The sequence below is a fragment of the Pseudomonas sp. HY13-MNA-CIBAN-0226 genome, assembly GCF_040310305.1.
GTDB classification, from domain to species: domain Bacteria; phylum Pseudomonadota; class Gammaproteobacteria; order Pseudomonadales; family Pseudomonadaceae; genus Aquipseudomonas; species Aquipseudomonas gregormendelii.
In genome coordinates this window covers 45444-70557 of record NZ_JBEOPS010000019.1, presented here as the reverse complement: position 1 = coordinate 70557, position 25114 = coordinate 45444, and the positions used below count along the sequence as shown (strand labels likewise).

The 25114-nt window shown below is 61.6% G+C and carries 20 protein-coding genes; 6 read left to right on the top strand and 14 right to left on the bottom strand.

What is annotated here, in order from left to right:
- Positions 1 to 134 precede the first annotated feature (134 nt).
- Genes AAEZ05_RS20605 through AAEZ05_RS20595 form a run of 3 tightly spaced genes read right to left on the bottom strand, consistent with a single transcriptional unit; the run spans position 135 to position 3593 of the window.
- Positions 135 to 1043, bottom strand: coding sequence for a LuxR C-terminal-related transcriptional regulator (locus AAEZ05_RS20605; protein ID WP_045062642.1), 909 nt, complete (start codon positions 1041 to 1043; stop codon positions 135 to 137).
- The gene (locus tag AAEZ05_RS20600) at positions 1040 to 2458 is read right to left on the bottom strand and encodes an aminotransferase (protein WP_045062639.1); all 1419 of its coding nucleotides are present in this window, start codon (positions 2456 to 2458) and stop codon (positions 1040 to 1042) included. The genes AAEZ05_RS20605 and AAEZ05_RS20600 overlap by 4 nt, the downstream gene beginning before the upstream one ends.
- 31 nt (positions 2459 to 2489) lie before the next feature.
- Positions 2490 to 3593 (bottom strand): polyamine ABC transporter substrate-binding protein, encoded by a 1104-nt coding sequence (locus tag AAEZ05_RS20595; protein WP_045062637.1) that lies wholly within the window; start codon positions 3591 to 3593, stop codon positions 2490 to 2492.
- A 211-nt stretch (positions 3594 to 3804) separates the two neighbouring features.
- Between AAEZ05_RS20595 and AAEZ05_RS20590 the strand changes: the two genes are divergently transcribed.
- On the top strand, positions 3805 to 4587 hold the full coding sequence (locus AAEZ05_RS20590; protein ID WP_045062636.1) for an enoyl-CoA hydratase-related protein: 783 nt from the start codon (positions 3805 to 3807) through the stop codon (positions 4585 to 4587).
- Positions 4584 to 5765 (top strand): acetyl-CoA C-acyltransferase family protein, encoded by a 1182-nt coding sequence (locus AAEZ05_RS20585; protein ID WP_045062634.1) that lies wholly within the window; start codon positions 4584 to 4586, stop codon positions 5763 to 5765. The genes AAEZ05_RS20590 and AAEZ05_RS20585 overlap by 4 nt, the downstream gene beginning before the upstream one ends.
- Before the next feature lie 435 nt (positions 5766 to 6200).
- Here AAEZ05_RS20585 and AAEZ05_RS20575 read toward each other — a convergent pair whose 3' ends face one another.
- The 4 genes from AAEZ05_RS20575 to AAEZ05_RS20560 all read right to left on the bottom strand — a co-directional run bounded on the left by AAEZ05_RS20575 (position 6201) and on the right by AAEZ05_RS20560 (position 10065).
- On the bottom strand, positions 6201 to 6641 hold the full coding sequence (locus tag AAEZ05_RS20575; protein ID WP_045062631.1) for a carboxymuconolactone decarboxylase family protein: 441 nt from the start codon (positions 6639 to 6641) through the stop codon (positions 6201 to 6203).
- 219 nt (positions 6642 to 6860) lie between these two features.
- Positions 6861 to 8309, bottom strand: coding sequence for a mechanosensitive ion channel domain-containing protein (locus AAEZ05_RS20570; protein ID WP_045062629.1), 1449 nt, complete (start codon positions 8307 to 8309; stop codon positions 6861 to 6863).
- Between the two features lie 138 nt (positions 8310 to 8447).
- Positions 8448 to 9071 (bottom strand): isochorismate family cysteine hydrolase YcaC, encoded by a 624-nt coding sequence (gene ycaC, locus AAEZ05_RS20565; RefSeq protein ID WP_122838692.1) that lies wholly within the window; start codon positions 9069 to 9071, stop codon positions 8448 to 8450.
- 127 nt (positions 9072 to 9198) lie between these two features.
- Positions 9199 to 10065: a pirin family protein gene (locus tag AAEZ05_RS20560; protein ID WP_350600380.1), complete on the bottom strand. Its 867-nt coding sequence runs from the start codon at positions 10063 to 10065 to the stop codon at positions 9199 to 9201.
- A gap of 104 nt (positions 10066 to 10169) precedes the next feature.
- Between AAEZ05_RS20560 and AAEZ05_RS20555 the strand changes: the two genes are divergently transcribed.
- Positions 10170 to 11078: a LysR substrate-binding domain-containing protein gene (locus AAEZ05_RS20555; RefSeq protein WP_350648620.1), complete on the top strand. Its 909-nt coding sequence runs from the start codon at positions 10170 to 10172 to the stop codon at positions 11076 to 11078.
- 86 nt (positions 11079 to 11164) lie between these two features.
- Here AAEZ05_RS20555 and AAEZ05_RS20550 read toward each other — a convergent pair whose 3' ends face one another.
- From AAEZ05_RS20550 to AAEZ05_RS20520, 7 genes are all read right to left on the bottom strand, one after another.
- The gene (locus AAEZ05_RS20550; RefSeq protein ID WP_205892455.1) at positions 11165 to 11788 is read right to left on the bottom strand and encodes a response regulator transcription factor; all 624 of its coding nucleotides are present in this window, start codon (positions 11786 to 11788) and stop codon (positions 11165 to 11167) included.
- Positions 11789 to 11821: 33 nt separating this feature from the next.
- Complete coding sequence (locus AAEZ05_RS20545; RefSeq protein ID WP_045062618.1) at positions 11822 to 12235, bottom strand: PleD family two-component system response regulator; 414 nt, start codon at positions 12233 to 12235, stop codon at positions 11822 to 11824.
- 113 nt (positions 12236 to 12348) lie between these two features.
- Positions 12349 to 13554 carry an EAL domain-containing response regulator gene (locus AAEZ05_RS20540; RefSeq protein ID WP_350648617.1) on the bottom strand — a complete coding sequence of 402 codons (1206 nt, stop codon included), beginning with the start codon at positions 13552 to 13554 and terminating at the stop codon, positions 12349 to 12351.
- 114 nt (positions 13555 to 13668) lie between these two features.
- Positions 13669 to 17274, bottom strand: coding sequence for a transporter substrate-binding domain-containing protein (locus tag AAEZ05_RS20535; protein ID WP_350648615.1), 3606 nt, complete (start codon positions 17272 to 17274; stop codon positions 13669 to 13671).
- On the bottom strand, positions 17275 to 17901 hold the full coding sequence (locus AAEZ05_RS20530; RefSeq protein WP_045062614.1) for a response regulator transcription factor: 627 nt from the start codon (positions 17899 to 17901) through the stop codon (positions 17275 to 17277).
- Positions 17902 to 18166: 265 nt separating this feature from the next.
- A complete protein-coding gene (locus AAEZ05_RS20525) occupies positions 18167 to 19504 on the bottom strand; it encodes a lysine N(6)-hydroxylase/L-ornithine N(5)-oxygenase family protein (RefSeq protein ID WP_205892453.1) in 1338 nt (445 codons plus the stop codon).
- Between the two features lie 142 nt (positions 19505 to 19646).
- On the bottom strand, positions 19647 to 20129 hold the full coding sequence (locus tag AAEZ05_RS20520; protein WP_272873836.1) for a sigma-70 family RNA polymerase sigma factor: 483 nt from the start codon (positions 20127 to 20129) through the stop codon (positions 19647 to 19649).
- 321 nt (positions 20130 to 20450) lie between these two features.
- On the opposite strand from AAEZ05_RS20520, the gene AAEZ05_RS20515 reads away from it, so the two are divergent.
- Genes AAEZ05_RS20515 through AAEZ05_RS20505 form a run of 3 tightly spaced genes read left to right on the top strand, consistent with a single transcriptional unit; the run spans position 20451 to position 24999 of the window.
- Positions 20451 to 21623, top strand: a complete 1173-nt coding sequence (locus AAEZ05_RS20515; RefSeq protein ID WP_350600384.1) for an efflux RND transporter periplasmic adaptor subunit — start codon at positions 20451 to 20453, stop codon at positions 21621 to 21623.
- Positions 21624 to 23597, top strand: coding sequence for a MacB family efflux pump subunit (locus tag AAEZ05_RS20510; RefSeq protein ID WP_205892452.1), 1974 nt, complete (start codon positions 21624 to 21626; stop codon positions 23595 to 23597). It abuts the gene before it with no gap.
- A gap of 7 nt (positions 23598 to 23604) precedes the next feature.
- Entirely contained in the window at positions 23605 to 24999 is a 1395-nt protein-coding gene (locus AAEZ05_RS20505; RefSeq protein ID WP_350648613.1) for an efflux transporter outer membrane subunit, read from the top strand.
- Positions 25000 to 25114 lie beyond the last annotated feature (115 nt).

Sequence of the window (25114 nt, the reverse complement as noted above, 5' to 3'; positions counted from 1 at the left end):
CCCGGCCATTGCCCACGGCGGGCATGGCGAAATGGTGCCGTTGCAGGCGGGCCGTGAGGCGTTTGGCGCGACGGTGAAATGGGGCGATCGTGCAGGGTTAGCCGATCATGTTGGCGGCTGCGATCTTTTGACTTTCAATGCTGGCGCAACCACTCGATAAACAACGCAAACAGCTCTGACTGCGAACCCACCTCCAGCTTCAGATACAAATTCTTGCGATGCATGCGCACTGTCTCCGGCGATATGCCAAGTTCGCTCGCCGTGGACTTTACCGAGTGCCCCCTGAGCACCATGTGCGCCACTTCGCGCTCGCGTTCGGTCAGCACGTTGCCGCCGAAATGCTCGAAGGCCCACTGCACCCGTTGCTTGAGATTGTCTCCTGCTGCAGCATCCTGCGGCCTCTGGACGGCCGTAATCCGCTGCATGCCACGCTGGCTGAACTCACTGATGAACTCACACACCAGCGGCTCGACCGCGCGCAGCAAATTCAACTGTTCGCCCCGCAGGCATTCGCCACCGAAACCCTGGAACAGGCTCACAGAAATCTTCGTGTCATTGCCGGTATCGACAATGTAATAACTGTCTTCCGAGCACCCCGCCTTCAGGTAATAGGTGCGGTAATACTCACTGTCGAAAAAGTCATCCGGTGCGATTTCCTCCAAGTGGTAAAAGCCCTGCGCCAGGCCTTGCTCCACTGCCAGGCAGAAAGGATCAAGCAAATAACCGCCGGAGAAATAGCGATCGAGAATCGACACCTGGTACTGCTGGGCGATGCCGCGCTGATACAACAGCTGCGGTGGCCGATCGCGGTGCTCCAGGCTGATCATCACCGACTCGATACCCACCAGATGCTCCAGGGCAGACGCCAGGTCAGCCAGTGCATCAGGTGCGTCCACATGGGCAAACGCCTCGCGCATTTGCCCGTGCCATTTGTGCAGGGCCCCGAAGGGCAGTGCGATCAGCGTATCGTCGTCTGGTTTGCTCATGCCCCGCAGTCTAGCGGGTGAGCGGGTTCCTGGTAACAGCCTGTTCGACGCAATCATTGGCCCTGGTACTGCCCGCTCGCCTGGAGCTCGGCCGCCACCTCAAGAATACACTCGCGCAGGGTCTCGACGATTTCATCGACCTGGGCGCAGGTCAGGATCAACGGCGGCGACATGACATTGAGGTGCATGATCGGGCGTACCAGCAAGCCCTTCGACTGCGCCCGGGAATGAATCCTCTCGCCAATGTTGATCTCGTCGGCAAACAACGCCTTGCTGCGCTTGTCAGCCACGAACTCGACGCAGGCCATGAACTTCTGGCAGCGCACATCCCCAACCAGCGGCAGCTCGCCGAGGGTCGCCAGGCGTTCTTCCAGATACGCGCCGACTGCATCGACGTGCTCCAGCAGCTGTTCGCGCTCGATGATTTCGATGTTCTTCAGCGCTGCCGTACAGCACACCGGATGCCCGCTGTAAGTGAAACCGTGACTGAAGCAACGGCCCTTGGCCGGCTCGGCGATAACCTTCCAGATGCGCTCGGAAAAAATGCAGGCGCCCAGCGGCAGGTAAGCTGACGTCAGGCCCTTGGCGGTGGTGATGATGTCTGGTTGCACGTCGAACAGATCCCACGAGGCGAAAAACTTGCCCAGCCGTCCGAACGAGGTCACCACTTCGTCGGCGACGAACAGGATGTCGTAGCGTTGGCAGACTTCCCACATACGCTTGAGGTAGCCCTTGGGCGGAATGATCACCCCGCCCGAGCCCATGATGGGCTCGGCGAAAAAACCCGCCACCTGGTCGGCGCCGATGGCGAGGATCTTGTCTTCGAACTCCTTGACCAGGAACTCGAGGAACTGTGCCTCGTCCATGCCGTCAGGTGCGCGGTACGGATTGGGGTTGGACACGTGGTGAATACGCTCGTGGGCGTAGTCGAATTCCGGGACGCGGTCGGCGGCCTTGTTACCGATCGACATGGTCAGGGTGGTCGAGCCGTGATAAGCGTTGTAGCGAGCAATGATGTGCTTTTTTTCCGGCTTGCCACGGCAGTTCTGGTAGTACTGGATCAGCCGGTAGGCGGTGTCCACGGCGGTGGAGCCGCCCGTGGTCAGGAACACGTGGTCGAGATCGCCCGGGGCCAGGCTGGCGAGTTTCTCGCAGAGCTGGATTGCCACGTTGTTGGACATGTCGCAGAACGGGTTTGAATAGGCCAGCTGGCGCACCTGGTCGGCTATTGCCAGGGCCATTTCTTCGCGTCCCAGGCCAATGTTGGTGCACCACATGCCGCCCACTGCATCGAGAAAACGGTTGCCCTGGGTGTCGTAGATATAAGCGCCATCACCGGCGACGATGTTCAGCGAGCCCTGCTCGGCGTGTTCGTCGAACATGTGATAACCGTGCATGTAGTGGGCTTTGTCGGCCTTGACCAGCCGGGACTCTTCAGCAGCGGAAAAAATGTGTTGAGTTTGGGTAGCCATAGGAAAAACCTCGAACCGAATAGTTGAAAGCTCAAATCCCGCTTTTCACCGTGCTCCAGACTCGCGTCATCGCGCGCATGTCCTTGGCGTCCTGGGTCTTCTGTGGAAACAGCCGCGCGCGGGTCTCGTCATCGGGATAAATCGCCAGGTTGTTGCGCACTTCGGCGTTCACCAGGGGCGTGGCAGCCGCGTTGCTGTTGGCGTAGTGGATGTAATCGGTGACATCGGCCATCACCTGAGGCTGCATCAGGTAGTCGAGGAACTTGTGCGCATTGGCGACATGCGGCGCATCGGCCGGGATGTACAGGTTGTCGAACCAGATCAGCGAACCTTCCCTGGGGATGAAGTACGCCAGGTTGATCTTCAGCTTGGCCTCCTCGGCGCGCGCCATGGCCGTGGCATAGTCGCCGGACCAGGTCATGGCCATGCACACATCGCCATTGGGCAGGCTGGTCAGGTAGTTGACCGAGTCGAACTTGCGAATGAAGGGGCGCACCGACAACAGCAGTTCCTGCGCGGCCTTCAGGTCCGCCGGCGCGGCACTGCGCGGGTCGCGGCCGAGGTACTTCAGGGCCAGGGGAATCACTTCGGTCGGGGCATCCACCAGGGTCACGCCGCAGTCGGCGAAGCGCGAGACAATCTTGGGATCGAAGATCATTGCCAGCGAGCCGATCGGCGCATCCGGCATGCGCTCCCTGATCTTGTCGACGTTGTAGGTGATGCCGTTGCTGCCCCAGGTGTAGGGCGCGGAATACTGCGTGCCGGCGTCGAATCCCTGCAGGTCCTGCAGCACCTTGGGGTCAAGGTTGTTCCAGCCCGGCAATAATTTCTTGTCCAGCGGCTGGAATACTTTCGCCTGGATCAGGGGCGGCGCGAGGGACGCGTTGAGCACCACCAGGTCATAGCCGGAGTGCCCGGTGAGCAGCTTTGCCTGGACCGTTTCGTAGGCATCGAAGGTGTCGTATATGACCTTGATGCCGCTGGCTTTTTCGAAGTCGGAAAGGGTTTTCTCGCCAATGTAATCCGCCCAGTTGTACAACCGCAGCGTTTTCGCACCGTCGACTTCGGCGGCGTGCACATTGAGTGACAAAGGAACCAGGATCACACTGAACATCAACTTGAAAGCCTTGCGCATGGCAAATTCACCTTCTCAAGCGTTCTAAATGAGCGGATGCAGCCACTATTGAGCGATCAGGGCGGCGGCACCATACCCCGAATGGGTGTGTCGCCAATCTCACGGCCTTGCAACATGGCAAAAAGAAGCAGGTGCGTTGACCCGTTTTGTCATAGATCCGGTGCAGGTCCCGCGCTTAGAGTGGCCGATGCATCGAACAACAGAGTCGCTTATGAACGATCTGATCAAACAGGACCGCGACGCCGGCGTACTGACGCTGACGTTTGACCGTCCCGACAAGCTCAACGCGCTGAACAACGCCATGTACACGCAGCTCGCCGACCTGTTGCAGGCCGCAGACGAGGACCCGGCTATCGGCGTGGTCATCATCACCGGTGGCGACAACTGTTTCACCAGCGGCAATGACCTGGTGGATTTCCTGCAGTACCCGCCCACTCACCTGGACAGCCCGGCATTTCACCTGATGAAGGTGGTGACCCAGTTGCAAACGCCATTGATCGCGGCGGTGTGTGGCGCGGCCATTGGCATTGGCACGACCTTGCTGCTGCACTGCGATCAGGTGGTCGTCAGCCGTAATGCCAAGTTGCGCATGCCGTTCGTGAACATCGGCCTGTGCCCGGAATTCGGCGCCACCCTGCTGTTGCCGCGGTTGCTTGGCCACGCCCGCGCTGCTCGTTTGCTGCTGCTGGGAGAAACCCTGGGCGGCGCCGACGCCGTGCAGTGGGGCCTGGCCAACGAACTGTGCGAGGACGGCCCGCAATGCCTGACCGCCGCGCGGCAACTGGCCCGACGTCTGCTGGCGTTGCCGCAAGGTGCATTGCGCCAGTCCCGGCAATTGCTCAAGCAGGCCTCGCTGGCGGAACTGCAAGCCACGATCCGCCAGGAAAACCTGCTGTTTATCGAACGCCTGAACACCCAGGAAGCGCAAACAGCGCTGAGCGCCCTGCTCAATCGCAGCACTGAAAAGAATCCGTCGAAAGGAACACCCCCATGAACACTCCAGAAGTTTTTGTCGTCAGCGCCGCCCGCACCGCCATTGGTACTTTTGGCGGTTCGCTCAAGGACGTGCCACCGGCCGATCTGGCGACCACTGCGGTCAAGGCCGCCCTGCAACGCTCCGGCGTCGATCCGGCGCAGGTCGGCCATCTGGTGATGGGTAACGTGATCCCCACCGAAACCCGCGACGCCTACATTTCCCGTGTAGCGGCAATGAACGCCGGCATCCCCAAGGAGACGCCCGCCTACAACGTCAATCGCCTGTGCGGCTCTGGCTTGCAAGCCATCATCAGCGCGGCCCAGACGCTGCTGCTCGGCGATGCCGAAATCGCCATCGGCGCCGGTGCCGAGTCCATGAGCCGCGGGCCATACCTGCTGCCGTCAGCGCGCTGGGGTGCGCGTATGGGCAACGTGCAGGCCGTCGACTACATGCTGGGTATCCTGCATGACCCATTCCACGGCATTCATATGGGCATCACCGCCGAGAACGTCGCGGCGCGCAACGGCATTACCCGCGAAATGCAGGACGCCCTCGCCCTGGAGGATCAAAAGCGCGCAGCCTTTGCCATTGCCAACGGGTATTTCAACGAACAGATCGCGACAGTAGAAATTCAGGGGCGCAAGGAAACCATTCTGTTCAACGTCGACGAACACCCTCGGGCGACCACCCTGGAACAGCTGGCGCAGATGAAGCCGGCGTTCAAGAAGGACGGTTCGGTAACGGCGGGCAACGCTTCGGGGTTGAACGATGGCGCTGCGGCATTGGTGATGGCCACCGGGGACGCGGTGCAGCGCAACAGCCTGCGCCCGCTGGCGCGACTGGTCAGCTATGCCCATGCGGGTGTCGAGCCCGAACTCATGGGCCTGGGCCCCATCCCCGCAACGCGCCTGGCGCTCAAGCGTGCGGGGCTCTCAGTGCAGGATATGGATGTGGTCGAGGCAAACATCGCCTTCGCCGCCCAGGCTTGCGCAGTCAGTCAGGAGCTTGGCCTTGATCCGGCCAAGGTCAATCCAAATGGCTCGGGCATTGCGCTGGGGCACCCTGTAGGCGCGACGGGGGCAATTATTGCGACCAAGGCCATTCATGAGCTGCACCGCATCAACGGCCGGTATGCGCTGGTGACGATGTGCATTGGCGGCGGCCAGGGCATTGCAGCGATATTTGAGCGGGTCTAAGTACCTCTTGCACGGCTCCCACACTGCGCCCGAGCCGGGCGAATATCCAATGTGGGAGCCACTTTCTTCCCCAGTCACATCAATGTTGAATGTGCAGACGCCATCGCGGGCAAGCCCGGCTCCCACAGAGACGCGCGCCGTACGCAAATGCTGCATCCACCACCAATACCCTGTGGGAGGGAGCCTGCTCGCGATGGCAATCTCCCTGCCACATCAATGTCGAATCCGCAGACGCCATCGCGGGCAAGCCCGGCTCCCACAGTGATCTGCGCCGAACACAAATGCTGCGCCTACCACCAATCCCCTGTAGGAGCGAGCTTGCTCGCGATGGTCGTTAACGATGACACTGGTCACCTGACACCCCGCAGCGCCCTCCGGTCTTTCGCGAGCAAGCTCGCTCCTACAAAAGTCCTGACTGCCTGCTTAAGGCGTTGCTCAGTCCTGCGGCATCTTGCGAAAGCCTACCGCCAGGCGGTTCCAGCTGTTGATTGTGGTAATCGCCACAGTCAGGTCGACCATTTCCCTGGCGCTGAACTCGGCGGCCAGTTGTTCGTAGTCTTCATCCGGCGCATGGGTCTGGCTGAGCAGGGTCAGGGACTCGGTCCAGGCCAGTGCGGCGCGTTCGCGCGGGGTGAAGAACGGGGTTTCACGCCAGGCCGACAGCGTGTACAGGCGACGCTCGGCTTCGCCGCCTTTGCGCGCATCGGCGCTGTGCATGTCCAGGCAGAAGGCGCAGCCGTTGATTTGCGAGGTACGTAGCTTGACGAGTTCGATCAGGGTCTTTTCCAGCGGCAGTTTCGAGACGGCGGTTTCCAGCGCGATCATGGCTTTGAGTGCGTCTGGGGAAGCGGTGTAGAAATCGATGCGAGGTTTCATGACGGGCTCCGGGAACAAGTGAAGGTGGAGCTACGTTAAACCCGTCGGTGGGTTGCTCAAATAGCCAATATTTCAGAAGTTGGGTAGGCCATTGGTGAGTGTGCCGTGGCGGTGATGGCCTCATCGCGAGCAGGCTCGCTCCCACAGGAGGGACGGGGTGACGGGAGAAACGCGGTCAACTGTGGGAGTTAGCATCAGTACAGGCACTGAGAGCGCCAGCTAGCTTTCGCTACGGCGCCGCAGCCATTGCAGGAACCCTTTTTTCTCCACCGCCTTGGGCGTTTCCATGGTCAGGGTTCGGGCTTTGTTCAGGCGGTAATCCAGCAGCGCCGTCATGGCCTCGCTGATGTCATGGCGCGCGTCAAGGCAGGGTTTCAGGTAGTCCTTTTCGATGCGGTACAGGCTGCAGAAGGTCTTGGCGGTGAAGTCCGCCGGCAGCGCGGTATCGGAGAGTATCCCGCCTTCGCCGATTACTTCACCCGGCCCCATGCGCCCGGACTCGAACCTGACGCCATCACGGCTCAGCTCGACCGACACCACGCCGGATTCGATGATGAACAGATGATCGCTGACCTCACCCGCCGGAAGGATCAGTTCGCCGGCGCGGAAGTTCTGCAGCTTCATGTTCTGGCTGAAGGTCTCCTTTTCGTCCTGACGCAGGGTCGAGAAGATGCTCGAGCTGTCCAGCAATGCCAGTGGCCGTGACAGGCCGGCAGGCGCATTGGATTCGACGCTCGACAGCAGGCTTACACCCGAGGCCTGCAAATGGCGGAACGCCAGGTCGAACAGCAGATTGCGCACCATGCGCTTGTGCTCCATCGACGCCACGAAGCCGCTGATCTCGTACTCCACGCCGGCGGCACTGGAAACTTTGAGCGCGACGCACGGTGCCGGTTTGGCCAACAAATAGCGGCAGCCCTGCATGGCTCGCTCCAGGGCATCGATGATTTTCTGCGGGCGCGCGTGCGGGCTCAATTGCAGGCTGATGGAGACGCCAAACATGTCAGTGGGCCGGCTGAAATTGATGATCTTGGCCTTGGCCGCCAGCGAATTGGGAATCACCGCCATGCTGCCCTGGGAGGTCTGCAGGCGGGTGGCGCGCCAGTCGATGTCGGTCACCCGGCCTTCGGTGCCGTCAATGGATATCCAGTCATCGAGTTGATAGGGTTTGGTGGTGTTGAGGACGATCCCGGAGAACACGTCGCTCAAGGTGCTTTGCAACGCCAGGCCGACGATGATCGCCAGGGCGCCAGAGGTGGCCAGTACACCCTTGACCGGCAAATCCAGCACGTAGGCCAGGGCGGCGATGATGGCGATGAGAAAAATCACTGCCCCAAGCAGATCCTGAAGCAGGCGACCGGTGTGCCCGACCCGCTGCATCATCACCGCGCCAATCAATACCGTGAGCGTGCGTGCGCCGAACAGCCACCAACCGATCTGCAAGCCAGTTGCGGCCAGGTGCAACGGCACATTGTCGGCCCAGGGCGCCGGTTCCAGCGGGTTCAAGCCTTCGTTGAACAGCAGGACGCTGAACAGCGAAAAGATCACCAGCCGCGCCACGAGTTTCCACTGGCTGCCATTGGCACTGATCAGGCGCCACAACCCCAAATCGATGAGGATCAGGGCCAGCGCACAGAACAACGGGTGATCGGTGAGCAATGACAGCATCGAGTGGCTCCGGCTGGGACTCATTTACGCAACCATCGCACGCATTGCAGGAGCTGGCGAAGCTTGCGATCTTTTGGAATCTCGAAAGATCAAAAGATCGCAGCCTTCGCCAGCTCCTGCAAGGGGCGATGGACGCGCTTACTTGCTGGTCAGCGTGTTGTAGCTGGTCATGAGGTTGCGGTAGTCCGGGATGTGGTTGGAGAACAGAGTGGCCAGGCCTTCCACATCGTTGCGCCAGTCGCGATGCAGCTCGCAGGCCAGGCCGAACCAGGTCATCAACTGCGCGCCGGAGGACGACATGCGATCCCAGGCCGATTGCCGGGTCAGTTCGTTGAACGTGCCGGAAGCGTCGGTCACTACGAAAACTTCAAAGCCTTCAGCCAGGGCCGACAGCGCCGGGAACGCCACGCAGACTTCGGTCACCACACCGGCGATGATCAACTGCTTCTTGCCGGTCGCCTTGATCGCCTTGACGAAATCTTCATTGTCCCAGGCGTTGATCTGGCCAGGACGAGCGATGTAGGGCGCGTCGGGGAACAGTGCCTTGAGTTCTGGCACCAACGGGCCGTTCGGGCCGGTTTCGAAGCTGGTGGTCAGGATGGTCGGCAGCTTGAAGTACTTGGCCAGGTCAGCCAGGGCCAGCACGTTGTTCTTGAAACGATCCGGATCAATGTCGCGCACCAGCGACAGCAAGCCTGCTTGATGGTCGACCAACAGAACCGCGGCGTTATCCTTGTCGAGACGTTTGTAGGAAGTAGTCATGGGGTAATCCTCGCTATTTATCGATGCCGATCAATCCGGCGCAGTGATTTCGGTTTTTTTGTTTACATCGCGGTCAGGCAAGCGTAGTCACACGACCCGGCCGCGCCACAGCGGTGCAGCATTGAGTTCAACCGCTCATCCGGCCGAAGCGGCCCGATTGAAAATCGGCAAAGGCCTGGTGGATTTCCTGCTCGCTGTTCATCACGAACGGACCCTGGCCGACGACGGGTTCGTCGATGGGCTCGCCGCTGAGCAGCAACACCACCGCGTCGCTATTGGCTTCCAGGCTGAGCTGGTGACCATCGCGGCCAAACAGAACAAGCTGGCCTTCTCGGACCCGTTCCTGGCCGTTGACCTGAACCGTGCCGCGCAACACCACCAGCGCCGTATTGCGGCCTTCATGCAGGTCCAGGGTCAGCGGCTTGCTCGCCTTGAGGCGCAGGTCCCACACGTCGATCGGGGTGAAGGTGCGCGCCGGGCCGGTGTGGCCGTCGAATTCCCCGGCGATCAGGCGCAGGCTGCCGGCATCGTTCTTCAGCGCAATGGCCGGGATGTCGCCGTCAAGAATCGTCTGATAACCGGCGTCGGCCATTTTGTCCCTGGCCGGCAGGTTGACCCACAGCTGCACCATTTCCAGGGTGCCGCCGCTTTTGGCAAAGGCTTGGGAGTGAAACTCTTCATGGAGAATCCCCGAAGCCGCAGTCATCCATTGCACGTCACCCGGACCGATTTTGCCGCCACTGCCAGTGGAATCACGGTGTTCCACTTCGCCCTTGTAGACGATCGTCACGGTCTCGAAGCCGCGGTGCGGATGCTGACCAACGCCACGGCGCGCCGTGGTCGGGCTGAATTCAGCAGGACCGGCGTGATCCAGCAGCAGAAACGGGCTGATGTGCTTGCCCAGGTTGTCATAGGAAAACAGCGTGCGGACCGGAAAACCGTCACCGACCCAATGACCGCGCGGGCTGGTGTAAATACCGATGATGTTTTTCATGTGGCCTCCGAATCTGCGGTTTGCTGCGATGGATAAAGCTTAAAAGCGAAGCCTTTGGTGCGCTAGACTGCAAAAATCAGTCATAGCGTTCTATTTGGAGAACGATGATGGAAGATCTCAACACCCTTTATTACTTCACCCAGGTGGTGGAGCATGGTGGGTTCGCTACGGCCGGACGTGCACTGGACATGCCCAAGTCCAAGCTCAGCCGGCGCATCGCCGAGCTTGAAGAGCGCCTGGGTGTGCGCCTGCTGCATCGCACCAGCCGGCATTGTTCGCTGACCGAAATCGGCCAGGCCTATTACCAGCGTTGCCTGGCCATGCGGGTGGAAGCGGAGAGTGCTGCCGAACTGATCGAGCGCAACCGCTCCGAACCCCAGGGCCTGGTGCGCATCAGCTGCCCTACCGCCCTGCTCAACTCCTGGGTCGGGCCGATGCTGACCCGCTACATGCTCAAGTACCCGCTGGTCGAGCTGTTCATCGAAAGCACCAACCGCCGGGTCGACCTGATTCACGAGGGCTTCGACATCGCCCTGCGCGTGCGCTTCCCGCCACTGGAAAACACCGACATGGTGATGAAGGTGCTGGGCAACAGCACTCAGTGCCTGGTGGGCAGCCCGGCCTTCGCCGAACGCCTGTCATCCCCTGCCACCCCGGCGGACCTCAGCGGCTTGCCGAGCGTGCACTGGGGCGCGGCGCAGCGTGATTACCAGTGGGAGCTGTTTGGCGCAGAGGGCGCCAGCGCGTTGATCCGGCATGCGCCGCGCATGGTCACTGACGACTTGTTGGCCTTGCGCCATGCGGTGCTGGCAGGCGTCGGCGTGGCGCATTTGCCCAGCGTGGTGGTGCGCGACGACATTGCTGCCGGGCACCTGATGGAGCTGGTGCCAGGATGGGCGCCGAAGTGCGGAATCGTCCACGCGATTTTTCCGTCACGTCGCGGTTTGCTGCCGTCGGTGCGGGCGTTGATTGATTTTCTTGGGGAGGAGTTCAGTCATGCGGATATTGCTTAGGGGAAAGGCCTTCAAACCTGAGCGAGGCTGATGTCCAGGCGCTGTATGCCTGTTGCCAGGCGACGCCCATGCAGGAAGACGTTCACTCAGATCAGGCGGTTGCGCAGGGCGAAATCCCGCAGGTGGACCGCCGATTTGACGTCGAGTTTTTTAATCAGCCGCGTCTTGTAGGTGCTCACGGTCTTGTGGCTCAGGTGCAGGTTTTCGGCGATCTGCTTGTTTGATATGCCCATGGCCAGGTAGCGACAGATGGTCAGTTCACGACTGGACAGGCCATCTATCCGCTGCTTTTCACTGCATTGCGATGCACTGAGCGAAACCGAGGTCGAGAGCTGGGCAAAATAGGTGTAGCCGACCGTAACCGCGTGTATGGCCTTGTGCAAATGCTGCAAGTCATTCGACTTGGCGACGTAGGCCGCAGCACCGGCGCGAATGCATCGGTCCTGGAAGAGCATCGCCTCGTGGGCGGAAAAGACCACCACCGGGCATCGCTCGCCACTGTCGTGAAGCCTTGCCAGTACTTCCAGCCCGTCGAGCTTGGGCAGGGAAATATCCAGCACCACCACGTCCGGTTGGTGCTCGCGGACCATCGCCATGACCTCGCTACCGCAATTGGCCTCGTAAATCCGCTGAAAACCTTCCTGTTGGAGCACGATTTTGACTGCGGCGCGAACCACCGGATGATCGTCCACAATCAGTGCTGACTTCATCACAACTCCATGTACAAAACACGACGATTGAAACTACCTGACAGAAATGCCTGTCCCGACGGACGGTAGGCGACGATCGATCAGCGACATCAGGCGGCTGATCGAAGCCAGATCCGGCAGGGATGTGTGGCTGACCTGGATGTTCTGCTGATCACCGTCGGAAGTCGGCGGAAGCTCTGCACGCTGGCCTTCATAGATGAAGGCGTGGCGAACCTGGGCATTGTCACGAAAGAAATCCAGCAGGTCCAAGGCATCACCTGCCATCGAAGCGTTGATCACCACCAGGTCGAACGGCTCGCAACCGTACTCGACCAGCGTCAGCAGTTCCTCAAGGCTGTGAACCGGTGCGACCCGGTAATAGTTGAGCTGATTGAACAGCCGTTCGATTCTCATGCGCTGAAAATGCTGCTCGTCGGCAATCAGGATACGCAAGGCTTTGTTCGACAAAGTAGGCCCCCAGCAGGGTGTCAAATTCGAGATGACGCAAGGCTACGCATGCGAGACGGAGCTTTATGTAGGACTTTTCCGAAACTCCCACTCCATTTGTCAGCGCATCGCCATCAGCGACCGCCCGGGAGTTGGCCGCGCAGCTGCAACCAGGCCAGCAAATCCTCGCCACTCATGGGACGGGCAAACCAGTAGCCCTGCCCCTGAACGCAGCCGAGCGACATCAGGTGCAGGCGCTGCGCATCGGTCTCGATGCCTTCGATGACCACCGACATGCCCAGACTGTCCCCCAGCGCCAGGGTGCTGATGATGGCCGCCCGACAGCGCGGCTCGTGCGCTAGGCCGCGGACGAATTCGGCGTCGAGCTTGATCTCGTTGAAAGGCATCTGGCACAGGCGCTGCAATGAAGAGAACCCGGCACCGAAGTCGTCGATGGACAGCCGGCAACCCATCATTCGCAGGCGCACCAGGTTCTCCAGGCTGGTGGCAGGGGCCTGCAGCAAACCGCTTTCGGTGAGTTCGAAGGTCAATCCGGAGCCCGGCAGGCCATGGCGGAGCAAGAGACGCCGGATGCTGGCCGTCAGTTCGCTGTCGGCCAGTTGCGTGCTTTGCAGGTTGAACGCCATGTTCAGGGTAAAACCGCGGCTTGCTGCGGCCCGCTGCAGCATCAGCGCCTGTTCCAGCTGGGCGAACAGCAGCCGGTCCATCTGCCCGGTCCGCTCCAGTATCGGCAGGTACACCGCCGGCGACAGTACGCCCCTTTGCGGGTGCAACCAGCGGCTGAGCACCTCGACGCCACAGACCTGGCCAGTGTGCAGATGGAATTTGGGCTGGTACCAGGACTGGATCTGTCCTTGAGCGAGCGCCGCGCCCACCTCCTTCTCGCTGGCCAGCAACAACGGCGTTGCCGGCGCGGATGTCACCGGCAGACGGCTCAGGTGTTTGTCGAGCAACTCGCGCAGCGCCTGGGGGTGCAGTGGTTTGCCGACATCACCCAGCAACTCAAGCCCCAGCAGGGAGACGATCTGGTGCACCGCCCGCCGCAGGTCCGCCGACAGCGAACTGCTGATGATGATCGACCTGACCTGCCCGCTGGCACCCAGGCGGCGAAAGAACTCCAGGCCGTCCATGCCTTCCATCTGCAAATCGCACAGGGCGATGTCGACCGGCCCCACCTCCTGCAGGATGGCCAGCGCCTGCGCTCCGTCGCAAGCTTCGAACACCTCGCGACAGCCTGCCTGCCGGAACATGCTCACGGCCACTGAACGTTGAAAGGCGTGGTCTTCGAGTATCAGAACGCGCGGTGCCGGGCAGGTCATGTCATCTCGACTCGTCTTGGAAGGGAAGACGATTATCCAGCGGATCATATTTAGGAAACGCCCCAAACCTTGTAGGAAATTTCCCAAGTATTGTCTGATGATGTCTGAGTGCGGTCACGCCAACCGCTGCGCCAGCCGCTCCATCGCCTGATGCAACTCGTCAATGGCCTCGGTTAATTGCGCCGGGTTCACCACCTCGCAAGCCGTTTCCAGACGCTCGCATGCGCCGATCAGCCCCTGAGCCTTGATGATTCGCGCACCGCCCTTGATGCGGTGAGCCAGGTTCGCCAGCCCCGGCACGTCGTTTTGCGTGAACAACCGCATCAACCGCGCCATATCGTCATCGTTGCTGGACGCCAGGTCATCCAGCAGGCGCTTGATGGAGGCCTCGTCGCCCCGGGTCAACTGGTGCAGCCCGGCCAAGTCAATCTCGTCCGTGAGCGGGGTGGCTGCCTGCTCGGCACTCGGGGCGAGGCTCGACAGCCGGGCGCCGAGGTCCTCGAGGCTGATCGGCTTGAACAGGCAGTCATCCATTCCCGCATCCAGGCAGCGCTGCTTTTCCTCGGCTTGTGCATTGGCGGTAAATCCCAGGATGAGGCTGGGCACCAGGCCCTTGTCGCGCTCTTCCTGGCGGATCACCCGGGCCAGTTCATAGCCTGTCATGACCGGCATGTTGCAGTCGCTGATGACCACATCAAAAGGCTGGCTACGCCATGCGCGCAAACCCTGCGCGCCGTCTTCGGCATCCCGCACCCGATGGCCGAGGTAACTCAGTTGCTGGGACAGCAGCAAGCGGTTCGCCGGGTAATCGTCGACGATCAGGATACTCAACGCACGATGCGCCGGTGCCGGTGCGACCGGCACAGTCGCTGGCTCATGCCGAGGTTGCAGCGTAGGCAGATCGAGGACAACGTCAACCCGGGTGCCCTTCCCCACATGGCTGTTCAACGTCAGCTGGCCGCCCATCATTTCGCACAACGTGCGGCTGATGACCAGCCCGAGGCCCGAGCCGCTGCGCGCCGACTGGCGATTATTGCTGGCCTGGGTGAATGGGCTGAACAACCGTTGCTGATCCTCATCGCTAATGCCGATGCCAGTGTCGGCAACCTGCAGACGCAGCGTCAGGCGCTCGTCTGGACCGGGGTAAACCCTCACTTGCAGATGGACCTCGCCAGCCTCCGTGAACTTGATGGCGTTGCTCAACAAATTGGAGATGATCTGCTTGAAGCGCAGGGGGTCGACCAGCACCTCGCGATGGGCGGCGACATCCAGCTCAAGGCTCAGGCGCAGCTGTTTCTGTCGCGCCAGCCCCTCGAAAATACGCGTGACGGCGATCACCAGCTGACCCAGGTTGGCGCGCTCCGGGGCCAGGCTCAAATGCCCGGATTCAATGCGCGAGACATCCAGGATATCGCCGATCAGATCAAGCAGGCTGCGCGCTGCACCTGAGGCCACTTCGATGGCAAAACGGTCGGTCAGCCCCTGCTCGGCCTTCTTCATCGCCAGTTCCAGCATGCCGATCACAGCGTTCATTGGCGTGCGGATCTCATGGCTCATCGTGGCCAGGAAGGTGGTCTTCGCCCGGTTCGCAGTGTCGGCGTCGTCCTTGGCTTCGCGCAGCGCCTGCACCAGGCGCTGGCGCTCGCTGATATCGATCCAGCCCCCGATCAGACCACTCACTTCACCGTTACTGGCACGGTACGGCAGCATCCAGTGGTAGATGGTCAGTACGTTTGCGCCCAGGGTCAGCTGGCGATCCTGGACCTGGGGCCGGCCGTCCTTCATCACCTGCAGGTAATCTTCATGGCAGGCCGCCGCTTCCTGCACGTTCTTGAACATGCCCTCGATCACGGTCTTGCCGACCACCTCGTCGCGCTCGATGCCAAATACGTCGAGGTAACCCGAATTGCAGATCAGCAGCCGTGCCTGGCGGTCGCGCACGTAGATCGGGTGCGGCGTGCCGTCGATCAGCACGCGCATGAACTCCAGCTGATCGCTGAGGGCCACTTCCGCCTGCTTGCGTTTGGCAATCAGTTGGCGCAGGTAGGCGATCCAGCCCAGTGCCAGCAACAGCAACACAGCCGCCAGGGCGAAGCCTTGAATGATCGCCGCGCGATGCCGTACCCAATAGCTGTCGTCCACCACCACTTCGCTGCGCCAGCGGTTGGACACTTCGTCCAGCTCCTCCGGGGGAATACTCAGCAGGGTTTTGTCGAGGATCGAATACAGTTCGCCGGCATCGCGGGCGGTCGCAAAGCCCAGGCGCGCGGAGTCGGTGCCGACCGTGCTGGTGATCCGCAGCCGGTCGCGATACTGCCGGGAAATCATGTAGTGCGCAGTGATCAGCGCGCTGACTGCAGCATCGGCCTGACCGTTGGCCACCAGGGTCATGGCGTGCTCGGCGTTGTCGGCATCGATCAATTCAATGCCCGGGTACTGCTCGATCAACTGGTCGCGCATCGGCGTGCCGCGAATCACCGCCAGGCGTTTGCCACCCATCTCGTCCAGGGTCGCGGGACTGCCGCCGGAGGTACGGCTGACCAGCACGTAAGGCGTGCTGAGGTAGGGACGGGTAAACTTCAAGGACTTCTCGCGCTCGGCGCTGGGGGTCAGGCTGATCAGCAGGTCCGCCCGGCCGGATTCGACCTGTCGGATCAGTTTGGGGACGGTGTGCAGGCGCTGAATGTCGAACTTCAACCCGGTGCGCAGCGCGACCTTGGCCAGCACATCGGCACCCAGGCCGCGAAACTTGCCGTCCTGACCGTAAAACGACACCGGCAGGAAACTCTCGTCTATGGCCACCTTGACGTGGGGATGCTGCGCCATCCAGCGCCGTTCCGCGGCGCTGAATTGCAACACTTGCAACCCGCTCATGTTCGCCCCGCCCGCGCTCCAGCGTCGCTGGATGCTCACCCGCTCGCTCGCCGGAATCACCGCCAGCGCCGCATTGACGATGCGCAGCAGGCGCGGGTTGTCCCTGGTCACGGCAAAGGCGAAGTCGTTGACGTTGGTGTCGAGAAAAGCCGCCAATTGCACGTTGTTCAGGTAATTTTTGTTGATCAGGTAGTTGGCGCTGATGGAGTCGCCCAGGTAGACGTCAGCCGTGCCGAAGGCTACCGCACCGATCGCGCTCAAGGTCGAGGGATAGAGTTGCAAACGGGCGTTGGGAAAGTGCGCCTTGACGGCTTCCGGCGGCAGGTAGTGGTAAAGCATCGCCACCTGTTTTCCAGCCAGGTCCGGCGTGGCGTTCTGGCTATCGCCGATGCGGGTGACGAGGGTCGGCTGGTCTTCGGCGTAGGGGCTGGACATCACCAGCTGCGGGTTCGCCGCCTCGAAGTCGTTGGACGTACCGAGCAGGTCGACTTCGCCCTGCTGGACCGCGTGCACCACATCCGCCCGGGACGGATAACGCCGCACTTCGATGCGCACCTGCAGTAGCTCGGCGAGCAATGCCGCGTAGTCGGCCGTCAGCCCTTCATAGTCACGCCCGGTGCCAGTGATGCCAAAGGGCGGGTAGTCCGGTGCCGAAGCGCCCAACACCAATATGCCCTTGTCACGCAGCCATTGCCGGTCGGGCTCATCGAGCGCCACCTGGTAGCCTTCGATCTGGGAACGCCCCAGCAACCGCAGGTTTTCCACCGGCGCTGCTGCGGCCCATACGCAATGAACGGTGCGCGACAACAGCACCACGGCCAGCCATTTACCCCATGCCCGACTCATTCACACCAACTGATTGCGCTTGGCGAAATCGGCGAGGTACACCACGGACTTCACGTTGAGTTTTTCGATCAGGCGGGTCTTGTAGGTGCTGATGGTCTTGCTGCTCAGCAGCATGGCTTCGCCGATCTCCTTATTGCTCATGCCGTTGGACAATTGCTGCAAAATCGTCAGTTCTCGATCGGACAGGCTCTGGATCAGTTCCAGGTCAGTGGCCTGGGCATCACTGCGCCGCACTGAGCTGCTCGCCAGGTTTGGAAAGAAGGTGTAGCCGGTCAGGACGGCCTTGATGGCCCTGACCAGTTCGTCGAGGTCGTCATTTTTGGAGATATAGCCGGCGGCACCGGCCTTCATGCAACGCATGGCGTAGAAGATCGGCGATTGCGAGGTCAGTACTACGATTTTGCAATGCGGTTGGTCGGTCATGATCCGGCTGATGACTTGCAGGCCATCAAGCCTGGGCATGGCGATGTCGAGGATGATCAGGTCCGGGGCGAGTTCGCGGGCACGTTGCACGGCGTCCGCGCCGTTGCCGGCCTGGGCGATCACTTCGATATTTTCCTGCTGCAGGAGCATTGAGACTGATGCCCGAATGAACGGGTGATCGTCTACCACCATCGCTTTGACCATAGGCACCTCTGCAAGACATGACGGGCATTGTAGCGAGAGGGCGCGGCGATGGCTGCCTGATGGCGTTTTTTTGATGGGGTACAGGTTGCAGGCGCACGCTAACCTTGCAGGAGCCCGGCCTGTAGCGATGGTGGTCGATCATTGATGTAGGAGCAAAGCTGGCTCGCGATGGCGGTGTACCCGTCAGCTCAAATGTTGAATGCCTGACAGAAATCGCGAACCAGCTTTGCTCCCACAGAGGTGTTTCGAACTAACCTCGGGAATCTCAGCTAGCCGTCGCCAACAACAAATCCACCACCGAGCGGCTATGCCCACGACTCTTGCCATGCTCATACAACGACCCGGCAATTTCGTCTGCGCGAATCGGCAGGATTGACAGCAAGGTGTCGCTCAGTCCGTGGCTGGCCTGACAAAATCCCTGCATGTAAATGCCCGCTGTGCAGCGCTCGTCGGTGATGAGTTTGTAGTGGCGATCCACCTCGAACTCGCCCAGGTATTGTTCCAGCGGCGCCAGCAGTTTGCGGTGCATCTGGCGTTCGTAACCGGTGGCCAGCACCACGGCGTCGTAGAGGCGAACCGTGACTTCACCGGTGGCGTTGTTGCGCACCGCCAGCTCGATGCCGCGCTCGGTGGCGGTGGCTTTTTCGATGGTGGTCAGGGTGCGGAAAGCGTGGCGGGCGATGCCTGAGACTTTCTGGCGATAGAAAATGCCGTAGATGCGCTCGATCAGGTCAATGTCCACCACCGAATAGTTGGTGTTGTGGTACTCGTTCACCAGCCGCTCACGTTCAGTGCTGGCCTGCTGGAACACCAGGTCGGTGAATTCCGGCGAGAACACTTCGTTGACGAAGGGGCTGTCATCCGCCGGTTTCAACGCCGAGCCGCGCAGGATCATGTCCACCTGCACCGACGGGAAGCTGTCGTTCAGATCGATAAAAGCTTCTGCCGCGCTCTGGCCGCCGCCAATGATCGCGATGCTCATTGGCTGGTTGTTCACGCAGGGCTGACGGGCCATCTGCGCCAGGTATTGCGAATGATGGAACACCCGGCTATCGCCCTTGAGTGACTTGAACGCCTCGGGGATGCGCGGGGTCCCGCCGGCGCTGACCACCACCGAACGGGTGGTGCGCACGTGCTGCTGGCCCTGTGCGTCACGGGAGATCACTCGCAGCGCCTCGACCTGCTGGTTGTGCAGCACCGGCTCGATGGTCAGCACTTCTTCACCGTAGCGGCTCTGCGCGTCGAACTGCGCGGCGACCCAGCGCAGGTAGTCGTTGTACTCCATGCGGCACGGGTAAAAAGTGCCGAGGTTGATGAAGTCCACCAGGCGCCCGTGGTGCTTGAGGTAATTGACAAACGAGTAAGGGCTGGTGGGGTTGCGCAGGGTCACCAGGTCCTTGAGGAAGGAGATCTGCAGCTCGCTCTGGGTGACCAGGGTATTGCCGTGCCAGCGGTAGTCGGCCTGTTTGTCGAGGAACAGTACATCCAGTTCACCCTGGGTCGGCCCGCGCTCTTGCAGGGCGATGGCCAGTGCCAGGTTCGAAGGGCCGAAACCGACGCCGATCAGGTCGTGAACGATGGGCGATGCAATTGCCTGTGTCATTTCCAGTGTCCTCTGGATGAGCCCCTCAACAGCGGGGAGAAAAAGCTGAGTGACCAAGGCGGCGAGTGCCAGGTCGTCTGTTGATAGGAAACGAGGACAGTGAAACAAAATTTAATACTTACCCTTGACGAGAGCGTCAGGGTCAATGGCCATCCCATTGCCGCATCCGCACCCGGCAATGTTTCATCGCGTTGACGATGTGTTTTTCCACCAGGGCTCGGGAAATGCCCAGGTGCTCGGCAATTTCGGGATGGGACAGGCCATCGATCTTGCGCAGCATAAAGCTCTCCCGGGACAGCCGGGGCAGTTCCGACAAGGCGCGCTGGAGCATTTCCAGGCGCTGGCCGTGGTCGAGGCTGTTATGTGGCGACGGGGTGAAGTAGCGCTCCTCGTTATCGAGCACTTCCAGCGACTCGACCTGGCGCAGGGCATTGCGTCGGTGATCGTCGATCACCAGGTTGAGCGCAGTGCGATAGAGAAAGGCCCGCGGTTGCTCGATAGGTGTGGTGCTGGAGCGTTCAAGTACCCGCAGATAGGCGTCATGCACCACGTCTTCAGCCACCTGACGGTTACCTAGCTTGGCGTTCAGGAAACACACCAGCTCCCGATAGTAGTTCTCCAACATGACTCCCAGCCGCATGGGTGCGGATTCAATCCTTGAGCCACCCCGCCGAACGCCGAAATAGGCAGTGGCAAGATAGTGGCAGAGCGAGGCGCGTAATTTATAGTAATTCTCATATAGATTTAAAGTATTGCTTGGTCTTGCCCGACAAATTGTCACGGTCTATATGTGTGCCCACATGAGTCCGCGCCTAAATTCGCCGCGGCATTTCTCGTATTAAGGACAGCTCCCCGTCTCTGCCGGCCTGCCGGCAGCGTTCGACTATTGCCGGATATTCCCCGGCAGAGCGCACGACGGGTCGATTTCCATTGGCCGGAACCCTGCATGAAACGTCCCCGACACACCCGACGCGCCCTGCTTGCAGCCCTGTGTCTGATTCCCGTTATCGCCGTCGCCGCCTGGCAGATGATCCCGCCCGGTCGGGACAAGTTCGCCACCGTACAGGTCACCCGGGGTGACATCGAAAGCAGTGTCACCGCGCTGGGCACCCTGCAACCCCGGCGCTATGTCGACGTCGGTGCCCAGGCTTCCGGGCAGATACAGAAGATCCACGCGGAGGTCGGTGATGTGGTCAAGGAAGGTCAGTTGCTGGTGGAAATTGATCCGTCCACCCAACAGGCCAGACTCGATGCCGGGCGCTTCTCGATTGAAAATCTCAAGGCGCAGCTTGAAGAACAGCGGGCCCAGCACGCGCTGGCGCGGCAAAAATTCCAGCGCCAGCAGCAGCTTAAGGCTGGCGGGGCGACCCGCGAAGAAGACGTGCAAACGGCCCAGGCCGAACTGCGCGCCACCCAGGCGCGCATCGACATGTTCCAGGCACAGATTCGCCAGGCACAGGCCAGCCTGCGCAGCGATCAGGCGGAACTTGGCTACACGCGCATCTATGCGCCGATGGCCGGCACCGTCGTCGCCCTGGACGCCCGGGAGGGCCAGACCCTCAACGCCCAACAGCAAACTCCGCTGATTCTGCGCATCGCCAAGTTGTCGCCGATGACGGTCTGGGCCGAAGTTTCGGAGGCCGATATCGGCCACGTCAAACCCGGCATGCAGGCCTGGTTCACCACCTTGAGCGGCGGCAACCGCCGCTGGAGCAGCACCGTACGGCAGATACTTCCGGTGCCGCCCAAACCTCTGGACCAAACCAGCCAGGGCGGCGGCAGCCCGGCCAGTTCGAGCAAGAGCGGCAGCGCGCGAGTGGTCTTGTACACCGTGTTGCTCGACGTCGACAACGCCGACAACGCCCTGATGGCGGAGATGACCGCCCAGGTATTTTTCGTCTCCGACCAGGCCAGGAATGTCCTCACCGCCCCCATCGCCGCCCTGCAAGCCGGCACCCAGGCCGACCAGCAGACCGCCCAGGTTGTCGCTGAAAATGGCAGCCTGCAGCAACGCATTGTGCGCACTGGCATCAGCGACCGCCTGCGGGTGCAGATCCTCGACGGCCTGGAGGAAGGTGATCACCTGCTCATCGGCACGGCCAGCGGGAGTGGCGGCTGAATGCTGACGCCCCTGATCGACCTGCAGGACATTCGCAAATCCTATGGCGGTGGCGACGCCCCTGAAGTCCACGTGTTGCGCGGTATCGACCTGTCGATCCACGCCGGGGAGTTCGTGGCGATCGTTGGCGCCTCCGGCTCCGGCAAGTCGACCCTGATGAATATCCTCGGCTGCCTCGACCGCCCGACCTCGGGTGAGTACCGCTTCGCCGGAGAAAATGTCGCCGGCCTCGACAGCGACGAGCTGGCCTGGCTGCGCCGTGAAGCCTTCGGGTTTGTCTTCCAGGGGTACCACCTGATTCCGTCTGGCTCTGCCCAGGAAAACGTCGAGATGCCGGCCATTTATGCCGGCACGCCAGCGGCTGAAAGGCACGCACGCGCCGCCGCCCTGCTCGACCGCCTGGGCCTGGCCTCACGCACCGGCAATCGTCCGCACCAGCTTTCCGGCGGCCAGCAACAACGGGTGTCGATTGCCCGCGCCTTGATGAACGGCGGCCATATCATCCTCGCCGACGAACCCACTGGCGCCCTCGACAGCCACAGTGGCGCCGAGGTCATGACCTTGCTCGACGAACTGGCAAGCCAGGGCCACGTGGTCATCCTGATCACCCACGATCGCGAAGTGGCGGCGCGGGCCAAGCGCATCATTGAGATTCGCGACGGGCTGATCATCAGCGACAGCGCCCTGGACAACCCCCAGGTGCAGACCTCGGCCAATCCTGGCGCGCTGCAGGCGGTGGACCTGCGCAAGCGCCTGGCCGAGGGCGCCGAAGCCACTGGCGCCTGGAAAGGTGAACTGGTGGACGCGGTGCAAGCCGCCTGGCGAGTGATGTGGATCAACCGCTTTCGCACCGCGCTGACCCTGCTTGGGATCATCATCGGCGTTGCGTCGGTGGTGGTGATGCTGGCTGTTGGGGAAGGCAGCAAACGCCAGGTCATGGCGCAGATGGGTGCATTCGGTTCCAATATCATTTACCTCAGCGGTTCATCGCCGAACCCGCGAACCCCCTTGGGCATCGTCACCCTGGACGAGGTCAAGGCGGTCGGCAGCCTGCCGCAGGTGACCCGCATCATGCCGGTCAACGGCCAGGAAGCCGGGGTGCGTTTTGGCAACCTGGACCACCTCAGCTACGTCGGTGGCAACGACACCAACTTCCCGGCGATCTTCAACTGGCCCGTGGTCGAAGGCAGCTACTTTACCGAGGCGGACGAACAGAACGCTGCGGCGGTCGCGGTGATTGGCCACAAGGTGCGGCACAAGCTGCTGAAGAATGTCGCCAACCCGATCGGCCAGTACATCCTCATCGAAAACGTGCCGTTCCAGGTGGTCGGCGTGCTCGCGGAAAAAGGCGCCAGCTCCGGCGATTCCGACAGCGACGACCGCATTGCCATTCCGTATTCAGCGGCGAGTGTGCGCCTGTTCGGCACCCAGAACCCGGAGTACATCGCCATCGCCGCGGCTGATGCGCGCAAGGTCAAGGAAACCGAACAGGCCATCGAGCAGTTGATGTTGCGCCTGCATAACGGCAAGAAAGACTTCGAACTGACCAACAACGCGGCGATGATCCAGGCCGAAGCGCGCACGCAAAATACCCTGTCGCTGATGCTCGGTTCGATTGCCGCGATCTCCTTGCTGGTGGGCGGGATTGGCGTGATGAACATCATGCTCATGACTGTCCGCGAGCGCACCCGCGAGATCGGTATCCGCATGGCCACCGGTGCCCGTCAGCGCGACATTCTGCGCCAGTTCCTGACCGAGGCCGTGATGCTCTCGGTGGTCGGCGGGCTCGCCGGCATCGCCCTGGCGCTGATCGTCGGCGGCGTGCTGATTCTGAGTGAAGTGGCGGTCGCGTTCTCCTTGATAGCGGTGCTCGGCGCCTTTGGCTGCGCCCTGGTCACCGGTGTTGTCTTCGGCTTCATGCCGGCCCGCAAAGCTGCCCGACTCGACCCGGTCACGGCCCTTACCAGTGAATGATCGATTTATGAAGCCGCCACTCAGCCTGTTGACCCTCTGCCTGTTGCTCAGCGCCTGCGGCACTCCCGCCCAGCGTCCGGACAGTGGCCTGCAGACCCCTGCCGCCTGGCAATCGCCGCACAACACTGGCGCCGCCCGCAGCAATACCCAGTGGTGGTCGCAGTTCGGCAGCCCGCAGCTTGGCCTGCTGGTCGAACAGGCCCGCGTGGGCAGTTTCGACCTGGCGGCGGCGATGGCCCGGGTCCGTCAGGCCCAGGCCGAGACGGTGGTGGCCGGCGGCTCGCAGTTACCTGAGCTCAAGGCCGGCCTGAATGCCAATCGCCAGAAGCTGCTGCGCGGTAATGGTTACAGCCAGCTGGACGCCGACAGCAGTAACAAGGCGGTGGACTACTTCGACGCCAATCTCAGTGCCAGCTACGAAATCGATTTTTGGGGCGGCCAGCGTGCGTCTCGCGACAGTGCGCTATTCGCGCTGCAGGCCAGCGAATTCGATCAGGCCACGGTCGAGTTGACCCTGCAGAGCAGCGTCGCCAATGGTTATGCACAAACCTTGTCTCTGCGCGAACAGCAGCGCATCGCCGAGTTGAACCTGGCCAACGCCCGGAGCGTGCTTAACCTGGTGCAGACCCGTTACGACTCGGGCTCGGCCACGGCCCTGGAACTGGCGCAGCAGAAGAGCCTGGTGGCGGCGCAGCAACGGCAATTGCCGCTGGTGCAGCAGCAGGCCCAGGAGGCGCAGGTCAACCTCGCTGCCCTCCTTGGCCAGCCAGTGCAACAGCTGTCGTTGGGCCAGGAGCGTTTCGATCAACTGGTATGGCCCACCATCGCCGCCGGCGTGCCCAGCGAGCTGCTCAGCCGTCGCCCGGACATCGCCAGGGCAGAAGCGCAGCTGGCGGCCGCACAGGCCGACGTGACCGTCGCCCGGGCGGCCATGCTGCCCACGGTAACCCTGAGTGCCGACCTGGGTTCAGGCGCCGATCGCGCGGCGGATATCCTGCGCAGCCCGTTCTACAACCTCACCGCAGGATTGCTCGCACCGGTGTTCAACAATGGGCGCCTGGGCGCCGAACGTGACAAGGCCACGGCTCGCCAGGAAGAGCTCCTGGAGAACTATCGCGGGGCGATCATCAATGGTTTCGCCGACGTGGAAAAAGCCCTGAACAGCATTCGCGGGCTGGATCAGCAGCGGCAGTGGCAAGGGGAGGAGCTGAACCAGGCCCAGACGGCGTTCAACATCGCGCAGAATCGCTATCAGGCCGGGGCCGAGGACTTGCTGACGGTGCTGGAGACCCAGCGCACCTTGTATGCGGCGCAAGACCTGAATGTACAGCTGCGGCTGGCGCGGTTGCAGGCCAGTGTGGCGCTGTACAAAGCGTTGGGTGGAGGGTGGCGGGCGCTGTGATGGGCGTGTCCATGAGGACCCCTTCGCGGGCAAGCCCGGCTCCCACAGTGATCTGCGCCGAACACAAATGCTGCGTCCACCACCAATACCTGTGGGAGCGGCGGTGCGACGATTC

What these genes read in the sequence shown, in the direction of transcription:
- AAEZ05_RS20605 (WP_045062642.1), bottom strand. Translation starts at nt 1,043, where the DNA reads ATGATTGCGTCGAACAGGCTGTTACCAGGAACCCGCTCACCCGCTAGA.
- AAEZ05_RS20600 (WP_045062639.1), bottom strand. Translation starts at nt 2,458, where the DNA reads ATGGCTACCCAAACTCAACACATTTTTTCCGCTGCTGAAGAGTCCCGG.
- AAEZ05_RS20595 (WP_045062637.1), bottom strand. Translation starts at nt 3,593, where the DNA reads ATGCGCAAGGCTTTCAAGTTGATGTTCAGTGTGATCCTGGTTCCTTTG.
- AAEZ05_RS20590 (WP_045062636.1), top strand. Translation starts at nt 3,805, where the DNA reads ATGAACGATCTGATCAAACAGGACCGCGACGCCGGCGTACTGACGCTG.
- AAEZ05_RS20585 (WP_045062634.1), top strand. Translation starts at nt 4,584, where the DNA reads ATGAACACTCCAGAAGTTTTTGTCGTCAGCGCCGCCCGCACCGCCATT.
- AAEZ05_RS20575 (WP_045062631.1), bottom strand. Translation starts at nt 6,641, where the DNA reads ATGAAACCTCGCATCGATTTCTACACCGCTTCCCCAGACGCACTCAAA.
- AAEZ05_RS20570 (WP_045062629.1), bottom strand. Translation starts at nt 8,309, where the DNA reads ATGCTGTCATTGCTCACCGATCACCCGTTGTTCTGTGCGCTGGCCCTG.
- ycaC (WP_122838692.1), bottom strand. Translation starts at nt 9,071, where the DNA reads ATGACTACTTCCTACAAACGTCTCGACAAGGATAACGCCGCGGTTCTG.
- AAEZ05_RS20560 (WP_350600380.1), bottom strand. Translation starts at nt 10,065, where the DNA reads ATGAAAAACATCATCGGTATTTACACCAGCCCGCGCGGTCATTGGGTC.
- AAEZ05_RS20555 (WP_350648620.1), top strand. Translation starts at nt 10,170, where the DNA reads ATGATGGAAGATCTCAACACCCTTTATTACTTCACCCAGGTGGTGGAG.
- AAEZ05_RS20550 (WP_205892455.1), bottom strand. Translation starts at nt 11,788, where the DNA reads ATGAAGTCAGCACTGATTGTGGACGATCATCCGGTGGTTCGCGCCGCA.
- AAEZ05_RS20540 (WP_350648617.1), bottom strand. Translation starts at nt 13,554, where the DNA reads ATGACCTGCCCGGCACCGCGCGTTCTGATACTCGAAGACCACGCCTTT.
- AAEZ05_RS20535 (WP_350648615.1), bottom strand. Translation starts at nt 17,274, where the DNA reads ATGAGTCGGGCATGGGGTAAATGGCTGGCCGTGGTGCTGTTGTCGCGC.
- AAEZ05_RS20530 (WP_045062614.1), bottom strand. Translation starts at nt 17,901, where the DNA reads ATGGTCAAAGCGATGGTGGTAGACGATCACCCGTTCATTCGGGCATCA.
- AAEZ05_RS20525 (WP_205892453.1), bottom strand. Translation starts at nt 19,504, where the DNA reads ATGACACAGGCAATTGCATCGCCCATCGTTCACGACCTGATCGGCGTC.
- AAEZ05_RS20520 (WP_272873836.1), bottom strand. Translation starts at nt 20,129, where the DNA reads ATGTTGGAGAACTACTATCGGGAGCTGGTGTGTTTCCTGAACGCCAAG.
- AAEZ05_RS20515 (WP_350600384.1), top strand. Translation starts at nt 20,451, where the DNA reads ATGAAACGTCCCCGACACACCCGACGCGCCCTGCTTGCAGCCCTGTGT.
- AAEZ05_RS20510 (WP_205892452.1), top strand. Translation starts at nt 21,624, where the DNA reads ATGCTGACGCCCCTGATCGACCTGCAGGACATTCGCAAATCCTATGGC.
- AAEZ05_RS20505 (WP_350648613.1), top strand. Translation starts at nt 23,605, where the DNA reads ATGAAGCCGCCACTCAGCCTGTTGACCCTCTGCCTGTTGCTCAGCGCC.